At 62.2% G+C, this 25287-nt stretch carries 20 protein-coding genes; 17 read left to right on the top strand and 3 right to left on the bottom strand.

All coding sequences use genetic code 11. The annotated features are described in order from the left end of the window. Positions 1-37 precede the first annotated feature (37 nt). From AO268_RS10825 to AO268_RS10810, 4 genes are all read left to right on the top strand, one after another. Positions 38-925 (top strand): 3-keto-5-aminohexanoate cleavage protein, encoded by an 888-nt coding sequence (locus AO268_RS10825; RefSeq protein WP_099168659.1) that lies wholly within the window; start codon positions 38-40, stop codon positions 923-925. A 142-nt stretch (positions 926-1067) separates the two neighbouring features. Next, positions 1068-2033 carry an L-carnitine dehydrogenase gene (locus tag AO268_RS10820; protein WP_099168658.1) on the top strand — a complete coding sequence of 322 codons (966 nt, stop codon included), beginning with the start codon at positions 1068-1070 and terminating at the stop codon, positions 2031-2033. Positions 2034-2150: 117 nt separating this feature from the next. Next, entirely contained in the window at positions 2151-2624 is a 474-nt protein-coding gene (locus AO268_RS10815) for a thioesterase family protein (RefSeq protein WP_076962313.1), read from the top strand. A gap of 248 nt (positions 2625-2872) precedes the next feature. Then, positions 2873-3136, top strand: coding sequence for a hypothetical protein (locus AO268_RS10810; RefSeq protein WP_099168657.1), 264 nt, complete (start codon positions 2873-2875; stop codon positions 3134-3136). A gap of 88 nt (positions 3137-3224) precedes the next feature. On the opposite strand, the gene AO268_RS10805 is transcribed toward AO268_RS10810, so the two are convergent. Next, positions 3225-4328 (bottom strand): GlxA family transcriptional regulator, encoded by a 1104-nt coding sequence (locus AO268_RS10805; RefSeq protein ID WP_076962315.1) that lies wholly within the window; start codon positions 4326-4328, stop codon positions 3225-3227. Positions 4329-4812: 484 nt separating this feature from the next. Further along, complete coding sequence (locus AO268_RS10800; RefSeq protein ID WP_099168656.1) at positions 4813-6189, bottom strand: L-serine ammonia-lyase; 1377 nt, start codon at positions 6187-6189, stop codon at positions 4813-4815. Positions 6190-6616: 427 nt separating this feature from the next. Here AO268_RS10800 and AO268_RS10795 point away from each other — a divergent pair, with 427 nt between their 5' ends. The 3 genes from AO268_RS10795 (at position 6617) to choV (ending at position 9652) form a co-directional block, all read left to right on the top strand. Next, positions 6617-7564, top strand: coding sequence for a choline ABC transporter substrate-binding protein (locus tag AO268_RS10795; protein WP_076962317.1), 948 nt, complete (start codon positions 6617-6619; stop codon positions 7562-7564). Between the two features lie 67 nt (positions 7565-7631). After that, positions 7632-8477 carry a choline ABC transporter permease subunit gene (choW, locus tag AO268_RS10790; RefSeq protein ID WP_076962318.1) on the top strand — a complete coding sequence of 282 codons (846 nt, stop codon included), beginning with the start codon at positions 7632-7634 and terminating at the stop codon, positions 8475-8477. Next, positions 8474-9652, top strand: a complete 1179-nt coding sequence (gene choV, locus AO268_RS10785; protein WP_076962319.1) for a choline ABC transporter ATP-binding protein — start codon at positions 8474-8476, stop codon at positions 9650-9652. Before choW ends, choV begins: the two co-directional genes overlap by 4 nt. A 126-nt stretch (positions 9653-9778) precedes the next feature. Here the strand turns inward: choV and AO268_RS10780 are convergent, their stop codons facing one another. Next, positions 9779-11716, bottom strand: coding sequence for a BCCT family transporter (locus AO268_RS10780; protein ID WP_236309905.1), 1938 nt, complete (start codon positions 11714-11716; stop codon positions 9779-9781). 378 nt (positions 11717-12094) lie between these two features. Here AO268_RS10780 and betI point away from each other — a divergent pair, with 378 nt between their 5' ends. The 10 genes from betI to AO268_RS10730 all read left to right on the top strand — a co-directional run bounded on the left by betI (position 12095) and on the right by AO268_RS10730 (position 25203). After that, positions 12095-12688: a transcriptional regulator BetI gene (betI, locus tag AO268_RS10775; RefSeq protein ID WP_032858683.1), complete on the top strand. Its 594-nt coding sequence runs from the start codon at positions 12095-12097 to the stop codon at positions 12686-12688. Positions 12689-12782: 94 nt separating this feature from the next. Further along, positions 12783-14255, top strand: a complete 1473-nt coding sequence (gene betB, locus AO268_RS10770) for a betaine-aldehyde dehydrogenase (RefSeq protein ID WP_076962321.1) — start codon at positions 12783-12785, stop codon at positions 14253-14255. A 132-nt stretch (positions 14256-14387) separates the two neighbouring features. Next, on the top strand, positions 14388-16088 hold the full coding sequence (gene betA, locus AO268_RS10765; protein WP_099168698.1) for a choline dehydrogenase: 1701 nt from the start codon (positions 14388-14390) through the stop codon (positions 16086-16088). A gap of 246 nt (positions 16089-16334) precedes the next feature. Then, positions 16335-17030 carry an RraA family protein gene (locus tag AO268_RS10760; protein WP_029297314.1) on the top strand — a complete coding sequence of 232 codons (696 nt, stop codon included), beginning with the start codon at positions 16335-16337 and terminating at the stop codon, positions 17028-17030. A gap of 106 nt (positions 17031-17136) precedes the next feature. Continuing rightward, positions 17137-18579, top strand: coding sequence for a TldD/PmbA family protein (locus AO268_RS10755; RefSeq protein ID WP_099168655.1), 1443 nt, complete (start codon positions 17137-17139; stop codon positions 18577-18579). After that, a complete protein-coding gene (locus AO268_RS10750; protein ID WP_099168654.1) occupies positions 18579-19895 on the top strand; it encodes a TldD/PmbA family protein in 1317 nt (438 codons plus the stop codon). Before AO268_RS10755 ends, AO268_RS10750 begins: the two co-directional genes overlap by 1 nt. 164 nt (positions 19896-20059) lie before the next feature. Beyond that, complete coding sequence (locus tag AO268_RS10745) at positions 20060-20950, top strand: alpha/beta fold hydrolase (RefSeq protein WP_099168653.1); 891 nt, start codon at positions 20060-20062, stop codon at positions 20948-20950. A 35-nt stretch (positions 20951-20985) separates the two neighbouring features. Then, positions 20986-22413, top strand: a complete 1428-nt coding sequence (mdtD, locus tag AO268_RS10740; protein ID WP_076962325.1) for a multidrug transporter subunit MdtD — start codon at positions 20986-20988, stop codon at positions 22411-22413. A 130-nt stretch (positions 22414-22543) separates the two neighbouring features. Continuing rightward, on the top strand, positions 22544-23881 hold the full coding sequence (gene dbpA / locus AO268_RS10735) for an ATP-dependent RNA helicase DbpA (protein ID WP_232243967.1): 1338 nt from the start codon (positions 22544-22546) through the stop codon (positions 23879-23881). Between the two features lie 143 nt (positions 23882-24024). Next, the gene (locus tag AO268_RS10730) at positions 24025-25203 is read left to right on the top strand and encodes an NAD(P)/FAD-dependent oxidoreductase (RefSeq protein ID WP_076962327.1); all 1179 of its coding nucleotides are present in this window, start codon (positions 24025-24027) and stop codon (positions 25201-25203) included. Positions 25204-25287: the final 84 nt, after the last annotated feature.

Genomic DNA, 25287 nt, shown 5'->3' with positions numbered 1-25287 from the left:
ACGGCATCACTACGCCTGCCTGTAAGGAACCCGCCCCATGAACCACGACGTCATCATCACCTGCGCACTCACCGGTGCTGGCGACACGACCGCCAGAAGCCCGCACGTGCCGGTCACCCCCAAGCAAATCGCCGCGGCAGCAGCAGAAGCGGCCAAAGCCGGTGCCACTGTGGTGCATTGCCATGTGCGTGACCCGCACACCGGCAAGTTCAGCCGCGATGTGGCGCTGTACCGCGAAGTGATGGAGCGCATCCGCGAGGCGGATATCGACATCATCGTCAACCTCACCGCCGGCATGGGCGGCGACCTGGAAATCGGCGGCGGCGAGAACCCCATGGCGTTCGGCCCCAACACCGACCTGGTCGGCCCGTTGACCCGCCTGGCCCACGTCGAGGCACTGCTGCCGGAAATCTGCACCCTGGACTGCGGCACCCTGAACTTCGGCGATGGCGACACCATTTATGTGTCCACCCCGGCCCAGTTGCGGGCGGGTGCCAAGCGCATCCAAGAGTTGGGGGTGAAGGCCGAGCTGGAGATTTTCGATACCGGCCACTTGTGGTTCGCCAAGCAAATGATCAAGGAAGGCCTGCTCGACAACCCGTTGTTCCAGCTGTGCCTGGGCATCCCCTGGGGCGCGCCGGCCGACACCACCACCATGAAAGCCATGGTCGATAACCTGCCCGCCGATGCCGTGTGGGCCGGCTTTGGCATCGGCCGCATGCAGATGCCGATGGCGGCGCAGGCAGTGCTGCTGGGCGGCAACGTGCGGGTCGGGCTGGAAGACAATTTGTGGTTGGACAAGGGCGTGCTGGCGACCAATGGGCAACTGGTGGAGCGCGCCGGGGAAATCCTCAGCCGCCTGGGGGCGCGGGTTCTGAGCCCGGCTGAAGGCCGAGTAAAAATGGGCCTGACCAAACGTAGCTAACTGTCGAAACCGGATCAAAAAATGTGGGAGCTGGCTTGCCTGCGATAGCGGTGTGTCAGTGCCAAATGCATCAACTGGCACACCGCTATCGCAGGCAAGCCAGCTCCCACAATGAACCTCTTTAGCACTGGAAATTACCGAAATGAGCTTTATCACCGAAATCAAAACCTTCGCCGCCCTGGGCAGCGGTGTTATCGGCAGCGGCTGGGTGTCCCGCGCCCTCGCCCATGGCCTGGATGTGGTGGCCTGGGACCCGGCGCCCGGCGCCGAAGCGGCCCTGCGCAAGCGTGTCGCCAATGCCTGGGCCGCCCTGGAAAAGCAGGGCCTGGCACCGGGCGCCTCCCAGGACCGTCTGCGGTTTGTCGCGACCATCGAAGAATGCGTGCAAGACGCCGATTTCATCCAGGAAAGCGCCCCCGAACGCCTGGAGCTGAAGCTGGAACTGCACAGCAAGATCAGCGCGGCGGCCAAGCCCGATGCCTTGATCGGCTCCAGCACGTCGGGGCTATTGCCCAGTGAGTTTTATGAAGGCTCTACACACCCGCAGCGCTGCGTGGTCGGCCACCCGTTCAACCCGGTGTACCTGCTGCCGCTGGTGGAAGTGGTCGGCGGTAAACACACCGCGCCCGAAGCGATCCAGGCGGCGATCAAGGTGTATCAAGCCCTGGGCATGCGCCCGCTGCATGTGCGCAAGGAAGTCCCCGGTTTTATCGCCGACCGCTTGCTTGAGGCGCTGTGGCGCGAGGCACTGCACCTGGTCAACGACGGTGTGGCCACCACCGGCGAGATCGACGATGCGATCCGCTTTGGCGCCGGGTTGCGCTGGTCGTTCATGGGCACCTTCCTCACTTATACCCTGGCCGGCGGCGACGCCGGGATGCGGCATTTCATGGCGCAGTTCGGCCCGGCGTTGCAACTGCCGTGGACGTATCTGCCGGCACCGGAACTGACGGACAAGCTGATTGATGATGTGGTCGATGGCACCCGTGAGCAGTTGGGCAGCCATAGCATTGCGGCGCTGGAGCGCTATCGTGATGATTGCCTGCTGGCGGTGCTGGAAGCGGTGAAGACCACCAAGGAAAAACACGGCATGAGCTTCGCCGAATAACGGCTGTTGATTTCTGTGGGAGCTGGCTTGCCTGCGATGGCGGTGTTGGATTCACCACCGCCATCGCAGGCAAGCCAGCCCACACAGTTGACCGAGTACAGATCTGGAGTTTATGAAGTGCCGACGCTGACCACCTACACCACCCACATCCTCCCCGACTGGGTCGATTACAACGGCCACCTGCGCGATGCGTTCTACCTGCTGATCTTCAGCTACGCCACCGATGCGCTGATGGACACCCTGGGCCTGGACAGCGATAACCGCGAGGCCAGCGGCCATTCGCTGTTCACCCTGGAACTGCACCTCAATTACCTGCACGAAGTGAAGCTGGGCGCCGAGGTCGAGGTGCACACCCAGTTGATCGCCCATGACAGCAAGCGCCTGCATCTGTATCACAGCCTGCACCTGGTCGGCGCAGCACGGGAGCTGGCGGGCAATGAACAGATGCTGCTGCATGTCGATCTCGCCGGGCCACACTCGACACCATTCAGCGAAGGGGTTGCCCAGCGTTTGGCGGCAATCAGTGCCGGGCAGTCCGACTTGCCCAGGCCCGCGTTGCTCGGTCGCGTCATCGGCCTGCCCGCCCAATAAAAAAAGCCCCGATCAAGCCGTGACAGGATCGGGGCAGAGTGCTTTGTGCGAGCCTGCGGGCCGAGGGTGACCAAACCTTCAATCTGCCTGCTTGAACCTAAGTGTGCCCGCAACCACCTTCGACAACTGGCCCGAAAACGACCTGTTCATAGTCGTTCCAGCCATTGTGCCACTCAGGCCTTGCCGACCTGCTGACGGCCCACCAGAATCGAGGTTGATCGAAGTCTCCCCTAGCCAGGATGAACATCATGATGCACGCGGATTTGATTGATCAGGATGACCTGCTGAGCCAGCTGCGCTCCCTGGGTTTTGAAGTAGCCAGCGGCGCCACCGCCGAACAGGCCTGTGAATGCGCGGTGCGCGGGTTGAGTGAAGCGCGGGCCAAGGCGCTCAAAGGCATGGTTGAACAGATGTACACCAGCAGCGCGACGATTCTGCCGGCGGTGCGCCAGGCGATTGATAAGCAGTTGTTGCCGGCCCTGATGCAGTTCAAACAGAATTCCGGGGCCTGATAGATCGCTATCGCGGGCAAGCCCGCTCCCACAGGGGAATGCATTGCAAATGTGGGAGCTGGCTTGCCTGCGATGCAGGCGCCTCGGTCTACAGCCTTACACTGGCAAACGTCGACTCATTACGCGCCTGGCTCAACGCCGACAGCGGCCCCGCCAACGGTGACAATACCAGCGCCTGCGGAATCGGCAGCATCGCCACTTGCTGGGTGGTGTTGGAGCCTACGCGCTCATCCCGTGGCGGGATGCCGAAGTATTCGCGGTAGCACTTGGAGAAGTGTGGCGTGGACACAAACCCGCACACCGAGGCCACTTCGATGATCGACATCGGCGTCTGCTTGAGCAACTGCCGGGCGCGAATCAGGCGCAGCTTGAGGTAATAGCGCGACGGCGAACAGTGCAGGTATTTCTGGAACAGCCGCTCCAGCTGGCGCCGCGAGACGGCGACGTAGACCGCCAGTTCGTCGAGGTCGATCGGCTCCTCCAGGTTGGCCTCCATCAACGCGACGATTTCCTGCAGCTTCGGCTGGTTGGTGCCGAGCATATGCTTGAGTGGCACGCGCTGGTGGTCCTGCTCGTTGCGGATACGTTCGTACACGAACATCTCGGAAATCGCCGCCGACAATTCACGGCCGTGGTCGCGGCTGATCAGGTGCAGCATCATGTCCAACGGCGCGGTGCCACCGGAACTGGTGAAGCGGTTGCGGTCGAGGGTGAACAGGCGCGTGCTCATCGACACCCGTGGGAAGGCTTCCTGCATCGACGCCAGGCATTCCCAGTGCACGCTGCAATCAAACCCGTCGAGCAGGCCGGCGCAGGCCAGGGCCCAACTGCCGGTGCACACCGCGCCAAGGCGGCGGGACTGGCGCGCCTGGCTTTGCAGCCACGACACATGTTCGCGGGTCACGGTGCGCTGGATACCCACGCCACCGCAGACAATCACGGTGTCCAGGGCCGGGGCTTTGTGCATGGAGCAATCGGGAGTGATTTGCAGGCCATCGCTGGCCCAGACCTGGTTGCCGTCAACGCTCAAGGTGCTCCAGCGATACAGCTCGCGGCCGGACAACTGGTTGGCCATGCGCAGCGGTTCGACTGCGGACGCCAGGGAAATCAGCGTGAAATTGTCCAGCAGCAAAAAGCCGATGGATTGAGGCGCACGGTTCTGGGGCTGGGCCCCGGAGTTGAACGACGTCATCGCGGTATCTCCTCACACAAAGCAGTGGATGGCCTCAGGCGAGGCTCTTGTTATTGCACTCTTCATCCATCAGGAGAGAGGCTTTGAATTGACAGAGCAAATGCCATGCCTAAAGTTGAATAGGTATTCAATAACTCCTGAAAACGACCTGTTGAGGTGTCTATATAAGCCCGCGCCCGGCGTGAGGATATGCCTCGGAAAAAGCCTACGCTCAAGGTCCGTGAGCAGATCGGTAGCACTTGTGGGAAGGCGCTTTCAGGGCGTAGGAAACGGGTGTCACCGCACGCACGGGCGACGGGGGGTCGGGAGGGAGATCGTTTGGGGGCTACTTATCTGTTTGCGACGCGCTAAAAGGTGGCGATTTTGGTTGGGGTGTTCACTTTATGCGCAGTGGTGTTTGCCCCATAGCTATCGCAGGCAAGCCAGCTCCCACATTTTGAGCTGCGAATACCTTCAAATGTGGGAGCTTGCCTGCGATGCGGTCTCAGCACTCGACAGCACTCACCGCCAACCCACCCCGCGAGGTCTCCTTGTACTTGTCATGCATGTCCGCCCCGGTATCGCGCATGGTGCGGATCACCCGGTCCAGGGAGATAAAGTGTTGGCCGTCGCCACGCAACGCCATCTGCGCCGCATTGATCGCCTTGACCGCCGCAATCGCATTACGCTCGATGCACGGCACTTGCACCAGGCCGCCCACCGGGTCGCAGGTCAGGCCCAGGTTGTGTTCCAGGCCGATTTCGGCGGCGTTGCACACTTGCTCCGGGGTCGCGCCAAGAATCTCTGCCAGCCCCGCCGCCGCCATGGCGCAGGCCGAGCCGACTTCGCCCTGGCAACCGACTTCGGCACCGGAGATCGAAGCATTCTTCTTGCACAAGATGCCGATGGCCGCCGCGCCCAGGAAGTAGTCCACCACATTGGCCTCGGTGACCACCTCACTGAACTTCATAAAGTAATGCAGCACCGCCGGGATGATCCCCGCCGCACCATTGGTCGGGGCGGTGACCATACGCCCGCCGGCGGCGTTTTCTTCGTTGACGGCCAGGGCGAACAGGTTGACCCACTCCATGGCGCTCAAGGTCGAGCCGATCACATTGGGCTTGCCCAACTCCTGCAGGCTGCGGTGCAACTTGGCGGCGCGGCGGCGCACGTTCAGGCCGCCGGGCAGGATGCCTTCGTGCTTGAGGCCCTGCTCGACACAGTCCTGCATGGCGCGCCAGAGTGTCATCAGGCCGCTGCGGATTTCTTCCTCGGTGCGCCACACCTTTTCATTGGCCAGCATCAGTTCGGCGACGCGCAGGTTGTGGCGCTTGCACAACTGCAACAACTCCACCGCGCTGGAAAAATCATAAGGCAGCTCGGTGCGATCCAGATCGGCCACGCCGCTGCGCGCCTGGGCTTCATCCACCACAAAACCGCCGCCCACCGAATAGTAGGTATCGCGGTGCAACTCGGCCTGGGCGCCATACACCACCAGGGTCATGGCATTGGGATGGAACGCCAGGTTTTCGTCGATCAGGCGCATGTCCCGCGACCACACAAAGGGCACCGGCACACGGTTGTCCAGCAGCAGTGTCTGCGTCTGGCGCAGGGTCTCGATACGCCGGCCGATCTGCGACGGATCAATCGCGTCCGGCCACTCGCCCATCAGCCCCATGATCACCGCGTTGTCGCTGCCATGCCCAATGCCAGTGGCCGATAACGAGCCATACAGCTGAACTTCGACGCGCCGCACCTGTTCCAAAAGAGCACGTTCACGCAAGCCCTGGACGAACAACGCCGCGGCGCGCATGGGCCCGACGGTGTGGGAACTGGACGGCCCGATGCCAATCTTGAACAGGTCGAAAACGCTGATAGCCATTGTGCGAAACTCCTCGATAGCACAGGCCAGGCGCAATAACGCCTGGTGGCGGAGCTGCTACGCTCAAGTCGCCCAGATGGCGGCATCATCAAGCTTTCGTTGCGCCGTCCGGCGTCTGACACCGACATACCCATGCTCACCAGCGTCGTCCCCGTGCAATGGGGCGTAATCGCCGTTTTTTGCGGTGCAGATCGAGAAAAAGTGCAGTTTTGCCTGTGGAAAAACCTGTATGCGACGTCACCGACACTGGATACGACCATCCCTGTACTGGATACGACCCACCCTGTAGGCGTCAGATTTTCACTGGTACATGATCAGTCTCGACTCGTTTGCAAGGCACCGAGGTTGCGCGTCACTCGCACGCCCCAACTGCAACACTTATAAGCGCGGTCAAGCACCGCCGGAAAAACACCAGGAGTCCAAACCCATGAAAGGTTCCCCCCCGTTGTTGTTGGCAGCCATGCTGAGTCTTCCCCTTGCGGCCCACGCTGCAGAGCCTGAGCAATGCAGCACCGTCAACTTCTCCGATGTCGGCTGGACCGATATCACCGTCACCACCGCCGCCACCAGCGAAGTCCTCAAGGGCCTGGGCTACAAGCCCCGCACCACGATGATTTCCGTACCTGTGACCTACAAGTCCCTGGCCGATGGCAAGAACATGGATATCTTCCTCGGCAACTGGATGCCGACCATGGAAAACGACATCAAGCAGTACCGTGATGCCGGCACCGTGGAAACCGTGCGCGCCAACCTGGAAAACGCCAAGTACACCCTGGCAGTGCCACAAGCGCTGTACGACAAGGGTTTGAAAGACTTCGCCGATATCGCCAAGTTCAAGAAGGAGCTGGGCGGCAAGATCTATGGCATCGAGCCGGGCAACGACGGCAACCGTACGATCCAGAGCGTGATCGACAAGAATCAGTTCGGCTTGAAGGACGCCGGTTTCAAGGTGGTCGAGTCCAGCGAAGCCGGGATGCTCTCGCAAGTGGAACGTGCCACCAAACGGGACCAGGCCATTGTGTTCCTCGGCTGGGAACCGCACCCGATGAACACCCGTTTCAAACTCAAGTACCTGACCGGCGGGGACACTTCATTCGGCCCCAACTACGGCCAGGCCACCATCTACACCAACACCCGCAAGGGCTACGTGCAGGAATGCAGCAACGTCGGCCAACTGCTGAAAAACCTGTCGTTCACCCTGGACATGGAAAGCACCCTGATGGGCAACGTCCTCGACGACAAGATGAAGCCCGACGCCGCCGCCAAGGCCTGGCTGAAGAAGAACCCGCAAGTGCTCGACACCTGGCTCGCCGGGGTCACCACCGTTGATGGCCAACCAGGACTTGCCGCCGTGAAAGCCTACCTCGACAAGTAACCGCTGACCCTGGGCCGGCGTGCCGGCCCGGGATGTTTTCCCTCTTCGCATGTGGACATTCACTACCATGCTGACTGAACAGAAAATCCCCCTAGGCCAGTACATCGCTGCCTTCGTCGAATGGTTGACGCAGAATGGCGCCGATTATTTCGACGCGATCGCATCGACACTGGAAACGATGATCCATGGCGTGACGTTTGCGCTGACCTGGTTCAATCCGCTGGCATTGATCGGTCTGATTGCGCTGCTTGCTCACTTCATTCAACGTAAATGGGGGCTGACTGTTTTTGTGATTGCCTCCTTCCTGCTGATCCTCAACCTGGGGTACTGGCAAGAAACCATGGAGACCCTGGCGCAGGTGCTGTTCGCCACCCTGGTCTGCGTGGTGATCGGTGTGCCGCTGGGCATTGTTGCCGCGCACAAACCGATGTTCTACACCATGATGCGGCCGGTGCTCGATCTGATGCAGACCGTGCCGACCTTCGTCTACCTGATCCCGACCCTGACCCTCTTCGGGCTGGGTGTGGTGCCCGGCCTGATCTCCACGGTGGTGTTCGCGATTGCCGCGCCGATCCGCCTGACCTACCTGGGCATCCGCGATGTACCGCAAGAGTTGATGGATGCCGGCAAGGCCTTTGGCTGCTCGCGCCGCCAACTGCTCTCGCGCATCGAACTGCCCCACGCCATGCCGAGCATCGCTGCCGGCATTACCCAATGCATCATGCTGTCGTTGTCGATGGTGGTGATCGCGGCCCTGGTGGGCGCCGATGGCCTGGGCAAACCCGTGGTCAACGCGCTGAACACCGCTGACATCGCCCTGGGCTTTGAAGCCGGCCTGGCGATTGTGCTGCTGGCCATCATGCTCGACCGCATTTGCAAACAACCCGACGCCAAAGTAGGGGGTGATGCATGAGCATTATCCGATTCGACAATGTCGATGTGATCTTCTCCAAAGACCCACGCGAAGCCCTCAAGCTGCTGGACGAGGGCATGCACCGCAACGAAATCCTGAAAAAGACCGGGCAGATCGTCGGTGTGGAAAAGGCCAGCCTGGATATCGAGAAAGGCGAGATCTGCGTGCTGATGGGCCTGTCCGGCTCCGGCAAGTCGAGCCTGTTGCGCTGTATCAACGGGCTTAACACCGTGAGCCGTGGCCAGTTGTTTGTCGAGCATGAAGGTCGGCAAATCGACATTGCTTCGTGCACCCCGGCAGAGTTGAAAATGATGCGCACCCAGCGCATCGCCATGGTGTTCCAGAAGTTCGCCCTGATGCCCTGGCTGACGGTGCGGGAAAACATCAGCTTTGGCCTGGAGATGCAGGGCCGCCCCGAAAAGGAACGGCGCAAGCTGGTGGACGAGAAGCTTGAGCTGGTGGGCCTGACCCAATGGCGCAACAAGAAGCCCGACGAGCTCTCGGGCGGCATGCAACAGCGTGTCGGCCTGGCCCGCGCCCTGGCGATGGACGCCGATATCCTGCTGATGGATGAACCCTTCTCCGCCCTCGACCCCCTGATCCGCCAAGGCCTGCAGGATGAGTTGCTGGAGCTGCAACGCAAGCTGAGCAAGACCATTGTGTTCGTCAGCCACGACCTGGATGAAGCGCTCAAGCTCGGTAGCCGTATCGCGATCATGAAGGACGGCAAGATCATCCAGTACAGCGTGCCGGAAGAAATTGTGCTGAACCCGGCGGATGACTATGTGCGCACCTTCGTCGCCCATACCAACCCGCTGAACGTGTTGTGCGGCCGCAGCCTGATGCGCACCCTGGACAACTGCAAGCGGGTCAACGGCTCGGTGTGCCTGGACCCGGGCGGCGACTCGTGGCTGGATCTGGCCGAAGGCAACACCATCCAGGGCGCGCGGCAAAATGGCGTGGCGATGAACCTGCAGAACTGGGCACCGGGGCAAGCCGTGGAAGGCCTGGGGCGGCTGCCGACCTTGGTGGACTCCAATATCGGCATGCGCGATGCATTGCAGATTCGCTACCAGACCGGCAACAAGCTGGTGCTGCACGACAACAACAAGGTGGTGGGGATTCTGGGGGACAGCGAGCTGTACCACGCCCTGCTGGGCAAGAACCTGGGCTAAGACTGATCTTTGATCGTTCCCACGCTCTGCGTGGGAATGCAGCCCTGGACGCTCTGCGTCCCAAAGCGTGACGCGGAGCGTCACAGGAGGTGTTCCCACGCGGAGCGTGGGAACGATCATTCACTGTCAGCTATAGACACGGCCAAGGAGCTGCCGATGGCTTTCAAACTGATCGAGCACATCCCGGGTGATCTGCTCCTGGGTGAAGCCCATCAGGTCATATTCCTGACCGCCGTTGTGCAGGTAGACCTCAGCGCGGTAGTAGCGCGCACGCTCCTCCTCGGCCTCGATCGACTCGCTCGGCGCCGCCAGGTAGCCATCCAGGCTCACCTCGTAGACAAACGGGTTGCCTTCCATCTCGATCCGCACGCCAATGCAGCGCTTGGATTTACCCAGCAGCGTCTGCACATCCAGCCCTTGGGCGCGCAATGCCACGGCCGCTTCTTCCAGCGCCGGGGTGACTTTCTTGTCCATAAAGCGCTGTACCACGGCCTGGCTCGGTTGCAGGTCCTGGGCGCTCAGGCGCTCGCTGAAACCGCGACGGCCACGTTCGGCCAATTGCGCCTGCTCCTGTTCGATGGCCACATCCTGGCGCATGGCCTTGTGCAAACCGAACATAAAGAAGATCAGCACCACCGAGAACGGCAGGCCCGCCAGTACCACCATGGTCTGCATCGCCTCAAAGTTGCCGGCAAACAGCAAGCCGATGGTCACCAGGGTGATCACCGCCGACCAGAAGATCCGCAGCCAGTGCGGCGCATCTTCATCCACATTGCCACCTTTGCACGACAGGTTGGCCATCATCACCGCGCCGGAATCCGCCGGCGTCAAAAACAGCACAAAGCCGACAAAGATCGACACGCCGATCACCACTTTCGACGCCGGGTAGTACTCCAGCAACTGGTAGATCGCCATGGAGGGCTGCTCCAGCGCGGTCTTGCCCAACTCCACGGCGCCATGGTTGAGCACCAGGTCCAGGGCCGAGTTACCGAAGATCGACAGCCACGCCAGGGTAAAGCCCAACGGGATCAGCAGCACGCCCGCTACCAGTTCACGCACGGTACGGCCCCGGGAAATACGCGCGATAAACATGCCCACAAATGGCGCCCAGGAAATCCACCAGGCCCAGTAGAACAGGGTCCACAGGCCCATCCAGCGCTCGGACTTCTCGCCATCGCCTTCGTACACGTACAGGTCGAAGGTCTTGAGCACCAGGCCGTTCATGTAGTCGCCGATGTTCTGCACAAAGCCGTTAAGCAGGTGCAAGGTCGGGCCAAACAGCAGCACGAAAATCAGCAGGCCGCTGAACAGCACGATGTTGAGGTTGGACAGGCGGCGAATGCCGTTCTCCACGCCCGACACAGCGGCGATGGTCGCCACGGTGCTCATCACGATGATCACAATCAGCAGGTTGGTGTTGCTGTGCTCCATGCCGAACAGGTTTTCCAGCCCGGACGACACTTGCATCGAACCAATCCCCAGGTTCGTCACCAGGCCCAGCAGAGTCACGAACATGCCGAAGCCGTCCACCGCGTGACCGGCCGCGCCTTTGACCCAACGCTCGCCCATCAGCGGGTACAGGGCCGAGCGCAGGGCCAGCGGCTGGTTATGCCGGTAGGCGAAGTACGCCACGGCCAGGCCGACCAGCGCATAGATCGCCCAGCCATGCAGGCCCCAGTGCAGGAAGGTCAGCTGCAACGCCTGGCGCGCGGCCATCTGGGTGGCGGCGGCGCCTTCAGGCGGGTTGAAGTAGTGGTCCAGCGGTTCGGACGCGCCGAAGTACAGCAACGAGATGCCGATGCCCGAGGAAAACAACATGCCAGCCCAGGCGCCGTAGCTGAAGTCCGGGGTATCGGCCTTGCTGCCCAGCTTCAATTTGCCGTAGGACGAAAACGCCAGCCCCACCACGAATACCAGGTAGGCGGCGATGACCACCATGTAGTACCAGCCAAAGCTTTTCGAGAGCCAGGTCTGGGCGACTCCCAGCATTCTGCCGGCCTCTTGCGGGGCGATGATCAGAATGGCGGTCAACAGCAGGATCAGCGCGGTGGAGGTGTAGAACACCCAACCGTTGACCCGCACCTTTTCCGGTGGGGTCTTTATAAGAGAGGCAGAACTCATGGCACAGAGGCTCCGGGCAGTGCGAGAGGGGACACAAGGCAGCGCTTGACCCGCGCCATCGATTTTTCGGCAGTCGACGGACGGGTGTTATAAAGACATCCCGAAAATCCCCGCACCCCAGCGACGCGCTGTCATGGGCTGTTTCAAGGGTTTTTATGGATGTCAGATGTGCCTGCCGCCATGTAGGAAATACCTGTAGGCAGCGACCATTTGCCGCAGATCTTATTCTTTGTTGATTGAACGTTCAATCAAAACAAAATAGACTGGCCCTCAAGCCGACGAGCGTTTACGCCCGTCGGCAGGCCTAAGGAGAGGTGCTACATGCCCAAGGTCGGTATGCAACCCATACGCCGCCAGCAGTTGATCGAAGCCACATTGACGGCCATCGATCAGGTCGGGATGGGGGATGCCAGCATTGCGCTGATCGCCCGTCTGGCCGGTGTCTCGAACGGCATCATCAGTCACTACTTTCAGGACAAGAATGGCCTGATCGCCGCCACGATGCGGTACCTGATGAATGTGCTGATCGAGAACGTCCACGAACGCCGGCAGGCCTTGAAGGAAGACAGCCCACGGGCCCACCTTCAAGTGATTATCGGCGGCAACTTCGACGCCAGCCAGGTCAATGGCCCGGCAATGAAAACCTGGCTGGCCTTCTGGGCCACCAGCATGCACCACCCGTCTTTGCACAGGTTGCAGCGGATCAACGATCACCGCCTGTATTCCAACCTGTGCTGCCAGTTCCGCCGTGTGCTGCCGCTGGAAGATGCACGCAGCGCAGCCCGAGGCCTGGCGGCCCTGATCGACGGCTTGTGGTTGCGCGGCGCCCTGTCGGGAGACGCTTTCGACACGGAGCAAGCGCAACGGATCGCTTACGAATACATGGATTTCCAATTGGCCAAGCAGGTGAGTTAGAGCACACATAAACGCTCAACCCCTGAACGGCTACTGAGCGGGCTACGCCCCTTCAGTGGTTAACGCCAACCACTTATGCACTTGCGAGGACTTTATGGCCCGTTTCGACCTGCAAAAACTCTACATTGACGGCCGCTACAGCGACGCTGGCAGCGATGCCACCTTCGAGGCCATCAACCCGGCTAACGGTGAAGTTCTCGCCAATGTGCAACGCGCTACTTTTGAAGACGTTGAGCGTGCCGTGGTCAGCGCCGAAAAGGGCCAGAAAATCTGGGCCGCGATGACCGCCATGGAGCGTTCGCGCATCCTGCGTCGCGCCGTGGAAATCCTGCGCGAGCGCAACGATGAACTGGCCGCCCTGGAAACCCTGGACACCGGTAAATCCTTCTCCGAAACCAAGTACGTCGACATCGTCACCGGTGCCGACGTGCTGGAATACTACGCCGGCCTGGTGCCCGCCATCGAAGGCGAGCAGATCCCGCTGCGTACCACTTCGTTCGTCTACACCCGCCGCGAGCCGCTGGGCGTGGTCGCCGGTATCGGCGCGTGGAACTACCCGATCCAGATCGCCCTGTGGAAGTCTGCCCCAGCCCTGGCGGCCGGCAACGCCATGATCTTCAAGCCAAGTGAAGTGACGTCGCTGACCACCCTGAAACTGGCCGAGATCTACACCGAAGCCGGCGTACCGGATGGTGTGTTCAACGTCCTGACCGGCAGCGGCCGTGAAGTCGGCACCTGGCTGACCGAGCACCCACGCATCGAGAAAATCTCCTTCACCGGCGGCACCGACACCGGCAAGAAGGTCATGGCCAGCGCTTCGAGCTCCTCGCTCAAGGACGTGACCATGGAACTGGGCGGCAAGTCCCCGCTGATCATCTTCGACGACGCCGACCTGGATCGCGCCGCCGACACTGCGATGATGGCCAACTTCTACAGCTCCGGCCAGGTCTGCACCAACGGCACCCGTGTGTTTATTCCAAAGCACCTGCAGGCCGCCTTTGAAGCCAAGATCGTCGAGCGTGTTGCGCGCATCCGCGTCGGCAACCCAGAAGACGAAAACACCAACTTCGGCCCACTGGTCAGCTTCGCCCACATGGAAAGCGTGCTGGGCTACATCGCCAAGGGCAAGGAAGAAGGCGCACGCCTGCTGTGTGGCGGCGACCGCCTGACCACTGGCGACTTCGCCAAGGGCGCGTTCGTGGCACCGACGGTGTTCACTGACTGCACCGACGAAATGACCATCGTGCGTGAAGAAATCTTTGGCCCGGTGATGAGCATCCTCACCTACGAGACTGAAGAAGAAGTGATCCGTCGTGCCAACGACACCGACTTCGGCCTAGCCGCGGGCCTGGTCACCAAGGATCTGAACCGCGCCCACCGCGTGATTCACCAGCTCGAAGCGGGTATCTGCTGGATCAACGCCTGGGGCGAGTCCGACGCCAAGATGCCAGTGGGCGGCTACAAGCAGTCGGGTGTGGGCCGTGAAAACGGCATCAGTTCGCTGAACAACTTCACCCGCATCAAATCGGTACAGGTTGAGCTGGGCGACTACGCCTCGGTGTTCTAAACCCGGGTTCTGTATTGCCTGCCGGGCCGCCATCGCAGGCAAGCCAGCTCCCACATTGGAATGCGTTCCCCTGTGGGAGCGGGCTTGCCCGCGATGGGCCCCAACCTGACCAACTCCAAAGAGGGTGCATTTATGTCCCAAGAATACGACTACATCATTGTGGGTGCCGGCTCCGCCGGTAACACCCTGGCGACCCGTCTGACCGAAGACGAAGGCGTCACCGTTTTGCTGCTGGAAGCCGGCGGCCCGGACTACCGTTTCGATTTCCGTACCCAGATGCCGGCCGCCCTGGCGTTCCCGCTGCAAGGCCGCCGCTACAACTGGGCCTACGAAACCGATCCAGAGCCACATATGGACGGCCGCCGCATGGAATGTGGGCGCGGCAAGGGCCTGGGCGGCTCGTCGCTGATCAACGGCATGTGCTACATCCGTGGCAACGCCATGGACTATGACAACTGGTCGAAACTGCCAGGCCTGGAAAACTGGAGCTACCTCGACTGCCTGCCGTATTTCCGCAAGGCCGAAACCCGCGACATCGGCCCCAACGACTACCACGGTGGCGACGGCCCGGTCAGTGTGACCACGCCTAAAGCCGGGAATAACCCGCTGTTCCACGCCATGGTTGAAGCCGGCGTGCAGGCCGGTTACCCACGCACCGAAGACTTGAACGGCTACCAGCAGGAAGGCTTCGGCCCGATGGACCGTACCGTGACGCCCAAAGGCCGTCGCGCCAGTACCGCCCGTGGCTACCTGGACACCGCCAAACAGCGCTCCACGCTGACCATCGTCACCCATGCCCTCAGCGACAAAGTGCTGTTTGAAGGCAAGCGCGCAGTCGGCGTGCGTTACCTGATCGGCGCTGCCGAAGAGCGCGTTGAAGCCCGTGCTCGCAAGGAAGTCATCGTCTGCAGCGGCGCCATTGGTTCGCCGCAACTGCTGCAACGTTCCGGTGTGGGCCCGGCCAAACTCCTGGAAAGCCTCGACATCCCGGTGGTCCACGACCTGCCGGGCGTCGGTGAAAACCTGCAGGACCACCTGGAACTGTACCTGCAATACGCCTGCACCCAGCCGGTCTCGCTGTACCCGTCGCTGCTCTGGTACAACCAGCCGGCCATTGGTGCCGAATGGCTGTTCAACGGCACCGGCATCGGCGCCAGCAACCAGTTCGAGGCGGGCGGTTTTATCCGTACCCGTGAAGAATTCGAGTGGCCGAACATCCAGTACCACTTCCTGCCGGTAGCGATTAACTACAACGGCAGCAACGGTGTGAAAGAGCACGGTTTCCAGGCGCACATGGGCTCCATGCGCTCGCCGAGCCGTGGCCGCGTGCACGTGAAGTCGAAGAACCCACGGGACTACCCGAGCATCCTCTTCAACTACATGGCCACCGAGCAGGACTGGCAGGAATTTCGCGATGGCATCCGCCTAACCCGTGAAATCATGCAGCAGCCGGCACTGGACCCCTACCGTGGCCGCGAGATCAGCCCGGGCATCGAGGTGCAAACCGACGAGCAACTGGACAAGTTCATCCGCGAACACGCCGAAACCGCGTTCCACCCGTCCTGCTCGTGCAAGATGGGCACCGACGAGATGGCCGTGGTCGATGGCGAAGGCCGCGTGCATGGCATGCAGGGCCTGCGGGTGGTCGATGCGTCGATCATGCCGATCATCACCACCGGCAACCTGAACGCGCCCACCATCATGATCGCCGAGAAAATCGCCGACAAGATGCGTGGCCGCCAGTTGCCGCGCAGCACGGCGGACTACTACGTGGCTGGCGATGCGCCGGTGCGTGGCAAGCCGTTGCGTGAAGTGGGTCCTACCGCGCAGTAACCGTTACACCGCGGCGCTCCTATCGCAGGCAAGCCAGCTCCCACATTTGAATGTATTCACACAGCAAAATGTGGGAGGGGGCTTGCTCCCGATAAGGCCCGACCAGCCAACACACATCTTCCCAGACTCTTCCTACACCGCCCCGCCCTTGATCCCACCCCCCGCGCCGGCCTAATCTAGCCCCTCGCGCAAACGTTTCACCTTCCTACCGACACGCCGGCTTCTGCCTGGCCACGAGGCTTTCTCATGTTTGATGTCGTTTCTTCGAGCAAATGGCCTACCGGCTTCCTGATCAATCCAAACGTTGAACCGCTGGATCCGAAATGGCTGAAGGAATTCAGCAAGATCCCGGCTGCGGCCGTCAGCGATTGCCTGGGCCGTAACGTCGGTGGCCTGGGCCTGAAGGCCTTCCACGGCAATGCACCGATGCTCGGCAGCGCCCTGACCGTGCGGGTGCGCCCCGGTGACAACCTGATGATTCTCAAAGCCATGCAGATGGCCCGCCCGGGCGATGTGCTGGTGATCGACGGCAGCGCCGACCTGACCCGCGCCGTGTTCGGCGGCATCATGCGCGCCATGGCCCTGAAGGCCGGCATTGTGGGCGTGGTGATCAACGGCGCCCTGCGCGACCTCGACGAATGGCAGACCGGCGAACTGCCGGCCTACGCCATCGGCGGCGTACACCGTGGCCCGAGCACGGACGGCGGTGGCGAGATCAACGTACCGATCTCTTGCGCCGGCATGCTGGTTGCCCCTGGCGACCTGATGATCGGCGACGGCGACGGCGTGGTCGCCGCTTCGCGCAGCGAACTGCCGGAATTGCTGGTGCGCTGCCATGACCTGCTGGCCCGCGAGAAAGCCACACTGGCCGCCATCGAAGCCGGCACCCTGGACCCTGATCGCTTTGACGCCATCCTGCGCGCCAAGGGTTGCCCGGTCTAAAGCCAATAGCATCGCGAGCAAGCCCGCTCCCACATTTGGAATGCGTTCCCCCTGTGGGAGCGGGCTTGCCCGCGATGGGGCCCTCAAGGCCAACAAGGAGGTCCCCATGTTCGACAAACACCCGCAACTCAAACAACATTTCGCCGCCCTGCGCACCCGCGCCGAATTCTTCTCCCTGCGCTACGTGCGCGAGTCCGGCCAGTCCCTGTCGGTGCGCAAGAACGTCGCCGAACCGCCGCACCTGAGCCGTGATGAAGGCGCCATGCTCACCGTGCGCCTCAACGGTGTCGAAGCCTACGCGGCCACTCACGATATTTCCCTGGCCGGCCTGCAAGCCGCCCTGGAGCGCGCCGAACAGCAAGCACGGCGGATCAGGCCCCATGCCCTGCTCGACCTGCGCGACCAGCCGGTGTCCAGTGACATTGCCGACTACCTGTCGCCAGAGCTCGACCAACCCTTCCCGTCCCTGAGCGACTGCTACCAACTGCTCGGCGCCGAATCGGCCGCCGTGCCCAAGGACGAGCGCCTGGTGAGCTGGGAAGTCAGCCTGGGCACCACCCATGTTGAACAGATCTACCTCAACAGTGCCGGCGCCGAGTTGCGCCAGGCCCAACGCTTTATGTTCCCCGGCGTCAACGTGACCGCCTACGACGGCACCGACAGCCAGACCCGCACCCTGGGCGGCAGCAACTTTGGCCAGCAAGGCGGCTTTGATGTGATCAGCCGCTTCGGCCTGGTCGGCGCCGCGCCACGGGTGGCCGACGAGGCCCTGCAACTGCTGCTGGCCCCCAACACACCCCAGGGCCCGCGCGACCTGCTGCTGATGCCCGACCAGATGATCCTGCAGATCCACGAATCCATCGGCCACCCGCTGGAGCTGGACCGCATCCTCGGGGACGAGCGCAATTACGCCGGCACCAGCTTCGTCAAGGCCAGCGACTTCGGCCATCTGCAATACGGCTCCAATCTGCTGAACGTGACCTTCGACCCGGATATCCCCGAGCAACTGGCCAGTTACGCCCACGACGATGACGGCACCCCCGCCAGCAAGCAGTTCCTGATCCGTAACGGCCTGCTGCTCAGGCCCCTGGGCGGGGCGCTGTCGCAATACCGCTCGGGCCTGGGCGGCGTGGCCAACAGCCGTGCCAGCAGTTGGAACCGCGCCCCCATCGACCGCATGGCCAACCTCAATATCGAGGCTGGCGACCAGAGCCTGGCGCAACTGATCGGCGGCATCGAACACGGCATCCTGATGTCGACCAACCGTTCCTGGTCCATCGACGACGCCCGCAACAAGTTCCAGTTCGGCTGCGAATGGGGCCGGTTGATCGAGAACGGCGAGCTCAAGGGCGTGGTGAAGAACCCCAACTACCGGGCGATATCCGCGCAGTTCTGGCGCAAGCTCAGTGCCGTGGGCGATGCCAGTACCTTCAAGGTGCTGGGCACGCCCAACTGTGGCAAGGGCGAGCCGAACCAGGTGATCCGCGTCGGCCATGCATCGCCGGCGTGTGTCTTCAGCAATGTGGATGTGTTTGGAGGAGACGCCTGATGAAGGCTTTCAAGGACCTGGTGCAGTGGCTCCAGCAGGCCATCACCGACGAGGAACAGTTTCACCTGGGCTACGCGGCGGAGTCGTCCGAATTCGTGCGTTTCAACCACGCCAAAGTACGCCAGGCCGGCCAGGTGCAGCAGGCCGGCCTCAACCTCAAACTGATCAACGATGGCCGGCACGCCGACCTCGCTATCACCCTGGCTGGCACCCCCGAGGTGGACCGCCAGCGCCTGGCCGAGGGCCTGCAACAACTGCGCGACACCTTGCCGTTGCTGCCCAGGGATCCTTACCTGCTGCTCAACCGCACGGCCTGGCAAACCACCAGCGAGCAGGCCCAGGCACTGCCGGCCCTCGATCAGGTGCTGGCCGACATCAGCCAGGGCGCCCAAGGGCTCGATCTGGTCGGCATTTATGCCGCCGGGCCGATCAGCCGTGGGTTCGCCAGCTCAGCGGGGGCTTTTGGCTGGCACCAGGCCAATAGCTTCAACTTTGACTTCAGCCTGTTCCATGCCAATGGCGAGGCGGTCAAGGCCAGCTACGCCGGCGCTGCCTGGGACAGCGCGGCCTTTGCCCAGCGCTTGCAGCAAGCCCGCGAACAACTGGCGTTCCTTGGCCGGCCGTTACACCCCCTGGCGCCTGGCCAATACCGCGCCTACCTGGCACCGGCGGCCATGGAAGAAATCATCGGCCTGCTGGCCTGGGGTGGTTTTTCTGCACAGGCCATCGCCAGCAAGGGCAGCCCGTTGCAGCGCCTGTATGCCGGCGACCAGGCGCTAAGCCCGCTGGTGGGCCTGGGCGAACAGATCACGACCTCCCTGAGCCCGGCGTTTTCCCGGGACGGTTACCCGCGCAGCGACGTGACCTTGATCGCCAAGGGCCAGGCGCAAGGGCAACTGGTCAACTCGCGCAGCGCCGCCGAATACGGCTTGAGCACCAACGGCGCCAGCGGCGATGAGTCGCCCAGCGCCTTGCAGATGGCGGCCGGCAACCTGGCCCAGGCCGATATCCTCAAGCAACTGGGCACCGGCCTGTATATCAGCAACCTGTGGTACCTGAACTACTCCGACCAACCGGCGGCGCGCCTGACGGGCATGACCCGGTTCGCCACCTTCTGGGTGGAAGACGGCAAGATCAAGGCGCCGGTCAGCACCATGCGTTTTGATGACAGCGTGTATCACCTGTTGGGTTCGCAATTGGAAGCGCTGACGGCCGAGCGCGAGTTGCTGCTGTCGGCCAGTACCTATGGCGAGCGCAACACCTCGTCCAACTTGCTGCCCGGCGCGCTGGTAAAACGCCTCACGCTAACGTTGTAGGAGTAAGCGCCCTGCATCTTGATGAAAAATCCCATTGTCTGGCGGGCTGTTGTCGACACTCCAAAACCTCGTTATAAAGGTTAGTGGCATCCCGCCACTCTCAACCCATTTGTTCGCAAATGATGCATGACCTCGCCCGGGATAGGGCGAGCCGGAGCGTTGACATGTACCAAGGAAGTTTTGTCATTGATAAGTTGTTCAAGCACTACAACGTTCACGTAGAGCAACTGGGCAACGATCCGCAACGCAAGACCGTGCTGCTGGTCAACGGCGCGCTGTCCACCACCCGCTCATTCGCCCGCACCAGCAAGTGCCTGGCCGAGCACTTCAATGTGTTGATGTTCGACCTACCGTTTTCCGGCTATTCGCGCCATTACAACACCGACCTGGACCTGGTGACCAAGGACGACGAAGTCGAGATCCTGCGGGCGCTGGTGGAGCGCTTCCAGGTCAACCACCTGGTGTCGGCCTCCTGGGGCGGCATCTCGACCCTGCTGACCCTGGCGCGCAACCCGCCGTCCATCGAAAGCTCGGTGGTCATGGCCCTGGCGCCCAACCTCAACCCGGCGATGCTCGAATATGTGGAGCGCGTGCGGGTGCTGATCGAGGCCGATGACAAGTCCGCCGTCGGCCACTTGCTCAATGAGACGGTCGGCAAATTCCTCTCCAGCCGGCTCAAGCGCAATAACCATCGGCACTTGTCGACCATGGCCACCACCGAATACCGCCAGGCGCGCTTTCATATTCACCAGGTACTGGCCCTGGGTGATGGTAACTACCTGCCGCAATTGCGCCAGATCGAAACCCCGGTGCACTTTCTCAACGGCACCCTGGACGAATACACCCCGGCCAATGAAGCCCAACTGTTCAAGCAGTACGTGGGCCGCAGCAGCTTCGCCAGCGCCGAACACACCGGCCATTTGCTCGACCTGGAGTCGCGGGAGGCGGCGCTGGCGGTGCATCGGGCGCTGATCGACTTCCTGGTGGGCCAGGACGTGGCCATCGCCGATATAGACGAACCGCCAGTGGGAAAACCGGTAGAGGTTGGCGCATAATCGGCAACACATAGCCTGCTAACAAAAGGGATCCCATGCCCAATCGTGTCGTGCTCGATGCCAAGACCGCCCGCTGGTTACCCTGGGTGGTCGCGATTGCCTTCTTCATGCAATCGCTCGACGGCACGATTCTCAACACGGCACTGCCCGCCATGGCCGAAGACTTGGCAGAAAACCCGCTACGCATGCAGGGCGTGATCATCGCCTACATGCTTACCGTGGCTTTGCTGATCCCGGCCTCGGGCTGGATCGCCGACCGTTTCGGCACCAAGAAGATTTTCTTTGGCGCGATCATGCTGTTCAGCATCGGCTCGCTGCTGTGCGCCCTGTCCAGCAGCCTGAGCATGCTGGTGGGTGCACGGGTGATCCAGGGCCTGGGCGGTGCGCTGATGCTGCCGGTGGGCCGGCTGGTGGTGCTGCGCGCCTACCCGCGCTCAGAGCTGGTGCGGATCATGGGGTTTATCACCATTCCCGGCCTGCTCGGCCCCCTGCTCGGCCCGACCATGGGTGGCTGGATGGTGCAGTACCTGACCTGGCACTGGATCTTCCTGATCAACCTGCCGGTGGGCATGATCGGCTGCTACGCCGTGTGGAAATTCATCCCCGACCTGCGCGGCAGCGAGCGTACACGCTTCGACAGCCTGGGCTTTTTGCTGTTTGGCGCAGCGATGGTACTGATCACCATTGCCATGGAAGGCCTGGGCGAGCTGCACCTGCCGCACTTGCGCGTGATGTTGCTGCTGTTCGGCGGCATGGCGTGCCTGGCGGCCTACTGGCTGCGCGCCGGGCATGTCGACAACCCCTTGTTCTCGCCGGTGCTGTTCAAGACCCGCACCTTTGCCGTGGGCATTCTCGGCAACCTGTTCGCGCGCCTGGGCAGCGGCGCCCTGCCGTTCCTCGTGCCCTTGCTGCTGCAGATCGCCCTGGGCTACTCGCCGTCCCAGGCCGGGATGAGCATGCTGCCCCTGGCGGCGGCGGCGATGGTTGCCAAGTCCATCGCCCGGCCGCTGATCGAACGCCTGGGCTATCGCCTCGTGCTCACCGGCAACACCCTGGCGCTGGGCATCATGCTGGCGAGCATGGGCCTGGTCAGCGAACAGACGCCGTACCCGCTGCTGCTGGCGATGCTCGCCGTGCTGGGGGCGATCAACTCCCTGCAATTTACCGCGATGAACACCGTGACCCTGATCGACCTCGACGACGCCCAGGCCAGCAGCGGCAACAGCTTGCTGTCGGTGGTGGCACAACTGGCCCTGAGCCTGGGCGTGGCCTGTGCCGGCGCCCTGCTCGGCGGGTTTACTGCCCAAGCCGGTAACGATGGAGTCAATACGGTGCTTGAGGCCTTCCAGTTGACGTTCCTGACCGTGGGCATCATGGCGATGCTGGCGGCGGCGATCTTCCTGCAATTGTCGCCAAAAGATGGCAAACGGGTGGTCAGCCGCGAGCACGACATTGAGCCTTAAGCAGCGACTCGTCTAGAACTTGCAGGGAAATTCCCACGGGACTGGTACACTGCGCGACATTTTGTTTTGCAGAGCCAGTCCCGTGACCACCATCGCCACCGCTTTTAATACTTTGCCGCTCTCCGCCGCCATGCTGGCTAACCTCGACTCGCTGGGTTATACCGAGATGACGCAGATCCAGGCGCAAAGCTTGCCGGTGATCCTCAAGGGGCTGGACCTGATCGCCCAGGCCAAGACCGGCAGCGGCAAGACCGCCGCCTTCGGTATCGGCCTGCTGAACCCGATCAACCCGCGCTACTTCGGTTGCCAGGCCCTGGTGATGTGCCCGACCCGCGAGCTGGCTGACCAGGTGGCCAAGGAAATCCGCCGCCTGGCCCGCGCCGAAGACAACATCAAGGTGCTGACCCTGTGCGGCGGCGTGTCCCTGGGCCCGCAGATCGCCTCCCTGGAGCATGGCGCCCACGTTATCGTCGGCACCCCGGGCCGCATCCAGCAACACCTGCGCAAGGGTTCGCTGGTGCTGGACGGCTTGAACACGCTGATCCTCGATGAAGCCGACCGCATGCTCGACATGGGTTTCTACGACGCCATCGAAGACATCATCAGCAAGACCCCGGCCCGTCGCCAGACCCTGCTGTTCTCGGCCACCTACCCGGTGAGCATCAAGCAACTGGCCTCCAAATTCATGCGCGCGCCACAGCAGGTCAAGGCCGAAGCGTTCCACTCCGACGAGCAGATCGAGCAGCGTTTCTACGAAATCTCCCCGGATGAACGCATGGACGCGGTGACCAAGGTGCTGTCGCACTTCCGTCCCGCCTCTTGCGTGGCCTTCTGCTTTACCAAGCAGCAAGTGCAAGAAACCGTGGATCACCTGACCGCCAAGGGCATTTCTGCGGTCGGCCTGCATGGCGACCTGGAACAGCGCGACCGTGACCAGGTGCTGGCGATGTTTGCCAACCGCAGTACTTCGGTACTGGTGGCCACCGACGTGGCGGCCCGTGGCCTGGACATCGACTCGCTGGACATGGTGATCAACGTCGAACTGGCCCGCGACTCGGAAATCCACATCCACCGCGTGGGCCGTACCGGTCGTGCCGGTGAGACCGGGATCGCCATCAGCCTGGTGGCGCCGTCCGAGGCACACCGTGCCCAGGCCATCGAACTGCTGCAAAAGGCCCCGCTGAACTGGGACCAACTGAGCAACCTCAAATCCCAGGGCGGCGCGCCGCTGCTGCCGGTGATGAGCACGCTGTGCATTGCTGCCGGTCGTAAAGACAAGGTTCGCCCAGGCGACATCCTTGGCGCGCTGACCGGTGAAGCCGGGATCCCGGGCGCCCAGGTGGGCAAGATCGCGATCTTTGACTTCCAGGCCTACGTGGCAGTGGAGCGCAGCGTTGCCAAGCAGGCATTGCAGCGCTTGAACGACGGCAAGATCAAGGGCCGTTCGTTGCGCGTGCGGATCCTGTAAACACACCACTCCCGATCGCTCCCACGCTCTGCGTGGGAGCGCATCCCGTGACGCTCTGCGTCATCAAGCGGACGCAGAGCGTCCATGAGGCGTTCCCACGCAGAGCGTGGGAACGATCATCAGGTTTTTGTGAGGACATTGCTGTGCGCTCGACCGAAGTTGTGATCATTGGCGCTGGCGCCGCAGGCTTGATGTGCGCGCTGACCGCCGCCGGGCGTGGGCGCAAGGTGATGTTGATCGACCATGCGAACAAGGCCGGCAAGAAGATCCTGATGTCCGGCGGTGGCCGCTGTAACTTCACCAATATGTACACCGAGCCGGCCAACTTTCTCTCGCACAATGCGCACTTTTGCAAATCCGCCCTGGCCCGCTACACCCAGTGGGATTTCATCGGCCTGGTGGCCAAGCATGGCGTGCCGTACCACGAGAAAAAACTCGGCCAGCTGTTTTGCGATAACAAATCCAGCGACATCCTCGGCATGCTGCTCGACGAGTGCATCCAGACCGGCGTGAGCCTGCACCTGGACACCTCGATCCAGGCGATCAGCAAACTCGACAGCGGCTATCAGTTGCAGACCACCCTCGGCGAATTGCGCTGCGAGTCCCTGGTGATCGCCACCGGCGGCCTGTCGATTCCCACCCTGGGCGCCACCGGCTTTGGCTACCAGGTGGCCAAGCAGTTCGGCCATGAGCTGCTACCGACCCGCGCCGGGCTGGTGCCGTTTACCATCACCGATCAGCTCAAGGCGCTGTGTGGCGAGCTGTCCGGAACCTCAGTCGATTGCCTGGTCAGCTGTAATGGGCAGAGCTTTCGCGAGAACATTCTGTTTACCCATCGCGGCCTGAGCGGGCCGGCGATTTTGCAGATTTCCTCGTACTGGGAGCCCGGCGACACGGTAGAGATCAACCTGCTGCCCGACCACGACGCCCACGCCTGGCTGCAACAGCAACAGGCCGAGCGCCCCAACAGCGAGCTCAAGACCCTGCTGGGCGAGATCTTCACCAAGAAGATGGCCAACCTGCTGGCCGAGACGTGGTTTGTGTCCAAGCCGATGAAGCAGTACACCCACGCCGAACTGGCAGACATCGCCACCCAGCTGGGCAACTGGCAATTGGTCCCGGCCGGCACCGAAGGCTACCGCACCGCCGAAGTCACCCTGGGCGGGGTGGATACGCGGGAAGTGTCGTCCAAGACCATGGAATCGCTGAAAAGCCCCGGCCTGTATTTTATCGGCGAAGTGCTGGACGTGACCGGGCACCTGGGCGGGTTCAACTTCCAGTGGGCGTGGGCGTCGGGGTATGCGGCGGCGCAATACGCCTGATATCCACAGTTGGATTGTGGTGTGCCTGGGATATTTTTTGCTTATGAATGTGATCGCCACGCTTGCCGTAGCGTCATTACTGGC

Origin of the sequence: Pseudomonas sp. ICMP 8385, assembly GCF_002699915.1 — a bacterium.
In the GTDB taxonomy this organism is placed as follows: domain Bacteria; phylum Pseudomonadota; class Gammaproteobacteria; order Pseudomonadales; family Pseudomonadaceae; genus Aquipseudomonas; species Aquipseudomonas gessardii.
Note: the sequence above shows the minus strand (reverse complement) of the source record. Positions and strands in the feature narration are given on the sequence as shown.

Bases quoted from the DNA above. Each gene is read 5' to 3' on its own strand.
- AO268_RS10755 (WP_099168655.1), top strand. From the start codon at position 17,137: ATGTTCGACAAACACCCGCAACTCAAACAACATTTCGCCGCCCTGCGC.
- AO268_RS10825 (WP_099168659.1), top strand. From the start codon at position 38: ATGAACCACGACGTCATCATCACCTGCGCACTCACCGGTGCTGGCGAC.
- AO268_RS10810 (WP_099168657.1), top strand. From the start codon at position 2,873: ATGATGCACGCGGATTTGATTGATCAGGATGACCTGCTGAGCCAGCTG.
- dbpA (WP_232243967.1), top strand. From the start codon at position 22,544: ATGCTGGCTAACCTCGACTCGCTGGGTTATACCGAGATGACGCAGATC.
- betI (WP_032858683.1), top strand. From the start codon at position 12,095: ATGCCCAAGGTCGGTATGCAACCCATACGCCGCCAGCAGTTGATCGAA.
- choW (WP_076962318.1), top strand. From the start codon at position 7,632: ATGCTGACTGAACAGAAAATCCCCCTAGGCCAGTACATCGCTGCCTTC.
- AO268_RS10745 (WP_099168653.1), top strand. From the start codon at position 20,060: ATGTACCAAGGAAGTTTTGTCATTGATAAGTTGTTCAAGCACTACAAC.
- betA (WP_099168698.1), top strand. From the start codon at position 14,388: ATGTCCCAAGAATACGACTACATCATTGTGGGTGCCGGCTCCGCCGGT.
- AO268_RS10750 (WP_099168654.1), top strand. From the start codon at position 18,579: ATGAAGGCTTTCAAGGACCTGGTGCAGTGGCTCCAGCAGGCCATCACC.
- AO268_RS10795 (WP_076962317.1), top strand. From the start codon at position 6,617: ATGAAAGGTTCCCCCCCGTTGTTGTTGGCAGCCATGCTGAGTCTTCCC.
- AO268_RS10820 (WP_099168658.1), top strand. From the start codon at position 1,068: ATGAGCTTTATCACCGAAATCAAAACCTTCGCCGCCCTGGGCAGCGGT.
- mdtD (WP_076962325.1), top strand. From the start codon at position 20,986: ATGCCCAATCGTGTCGTGCTCGATGCCAAGACCGCCCGCTGGTTACCC.
- AO268_RS10805 (WP_076962315.1), bottom strand. From the start codon at position 4,328: ATGACGTCGTTCAACTCCGGGGCCCAGCCCCAGAACCGTGCGCCTCAA.
- AO268_RS10760 (WP_029297314.1), top strand. From the start codon at position 16,335: ATGTTTGATGTCGTTTCTTCGAGCAAATGGCCTACCGGCTTCCTGATC.
- betB (WP_076962321.1), top strand. From the start codon at position 12,783: ATGGCCCGTTTCGACCTGCAAAAACTCTACATTGACGGCCGCTACAGC.
- AO268_RS10800 (WP_099168656.1), bottom strand. From the start codon at position 6,189: ATGGCTATCAGCGTTTTCGACCTGTTCAAGATTGGCATCGGGCCGTCC.
- choV (WP_076962319.1), top strand. From the start codon at position 8,474: ATGAGCATTATCCGATTCGACAATGTCGATGTGATCTTCTCCAAAGAC.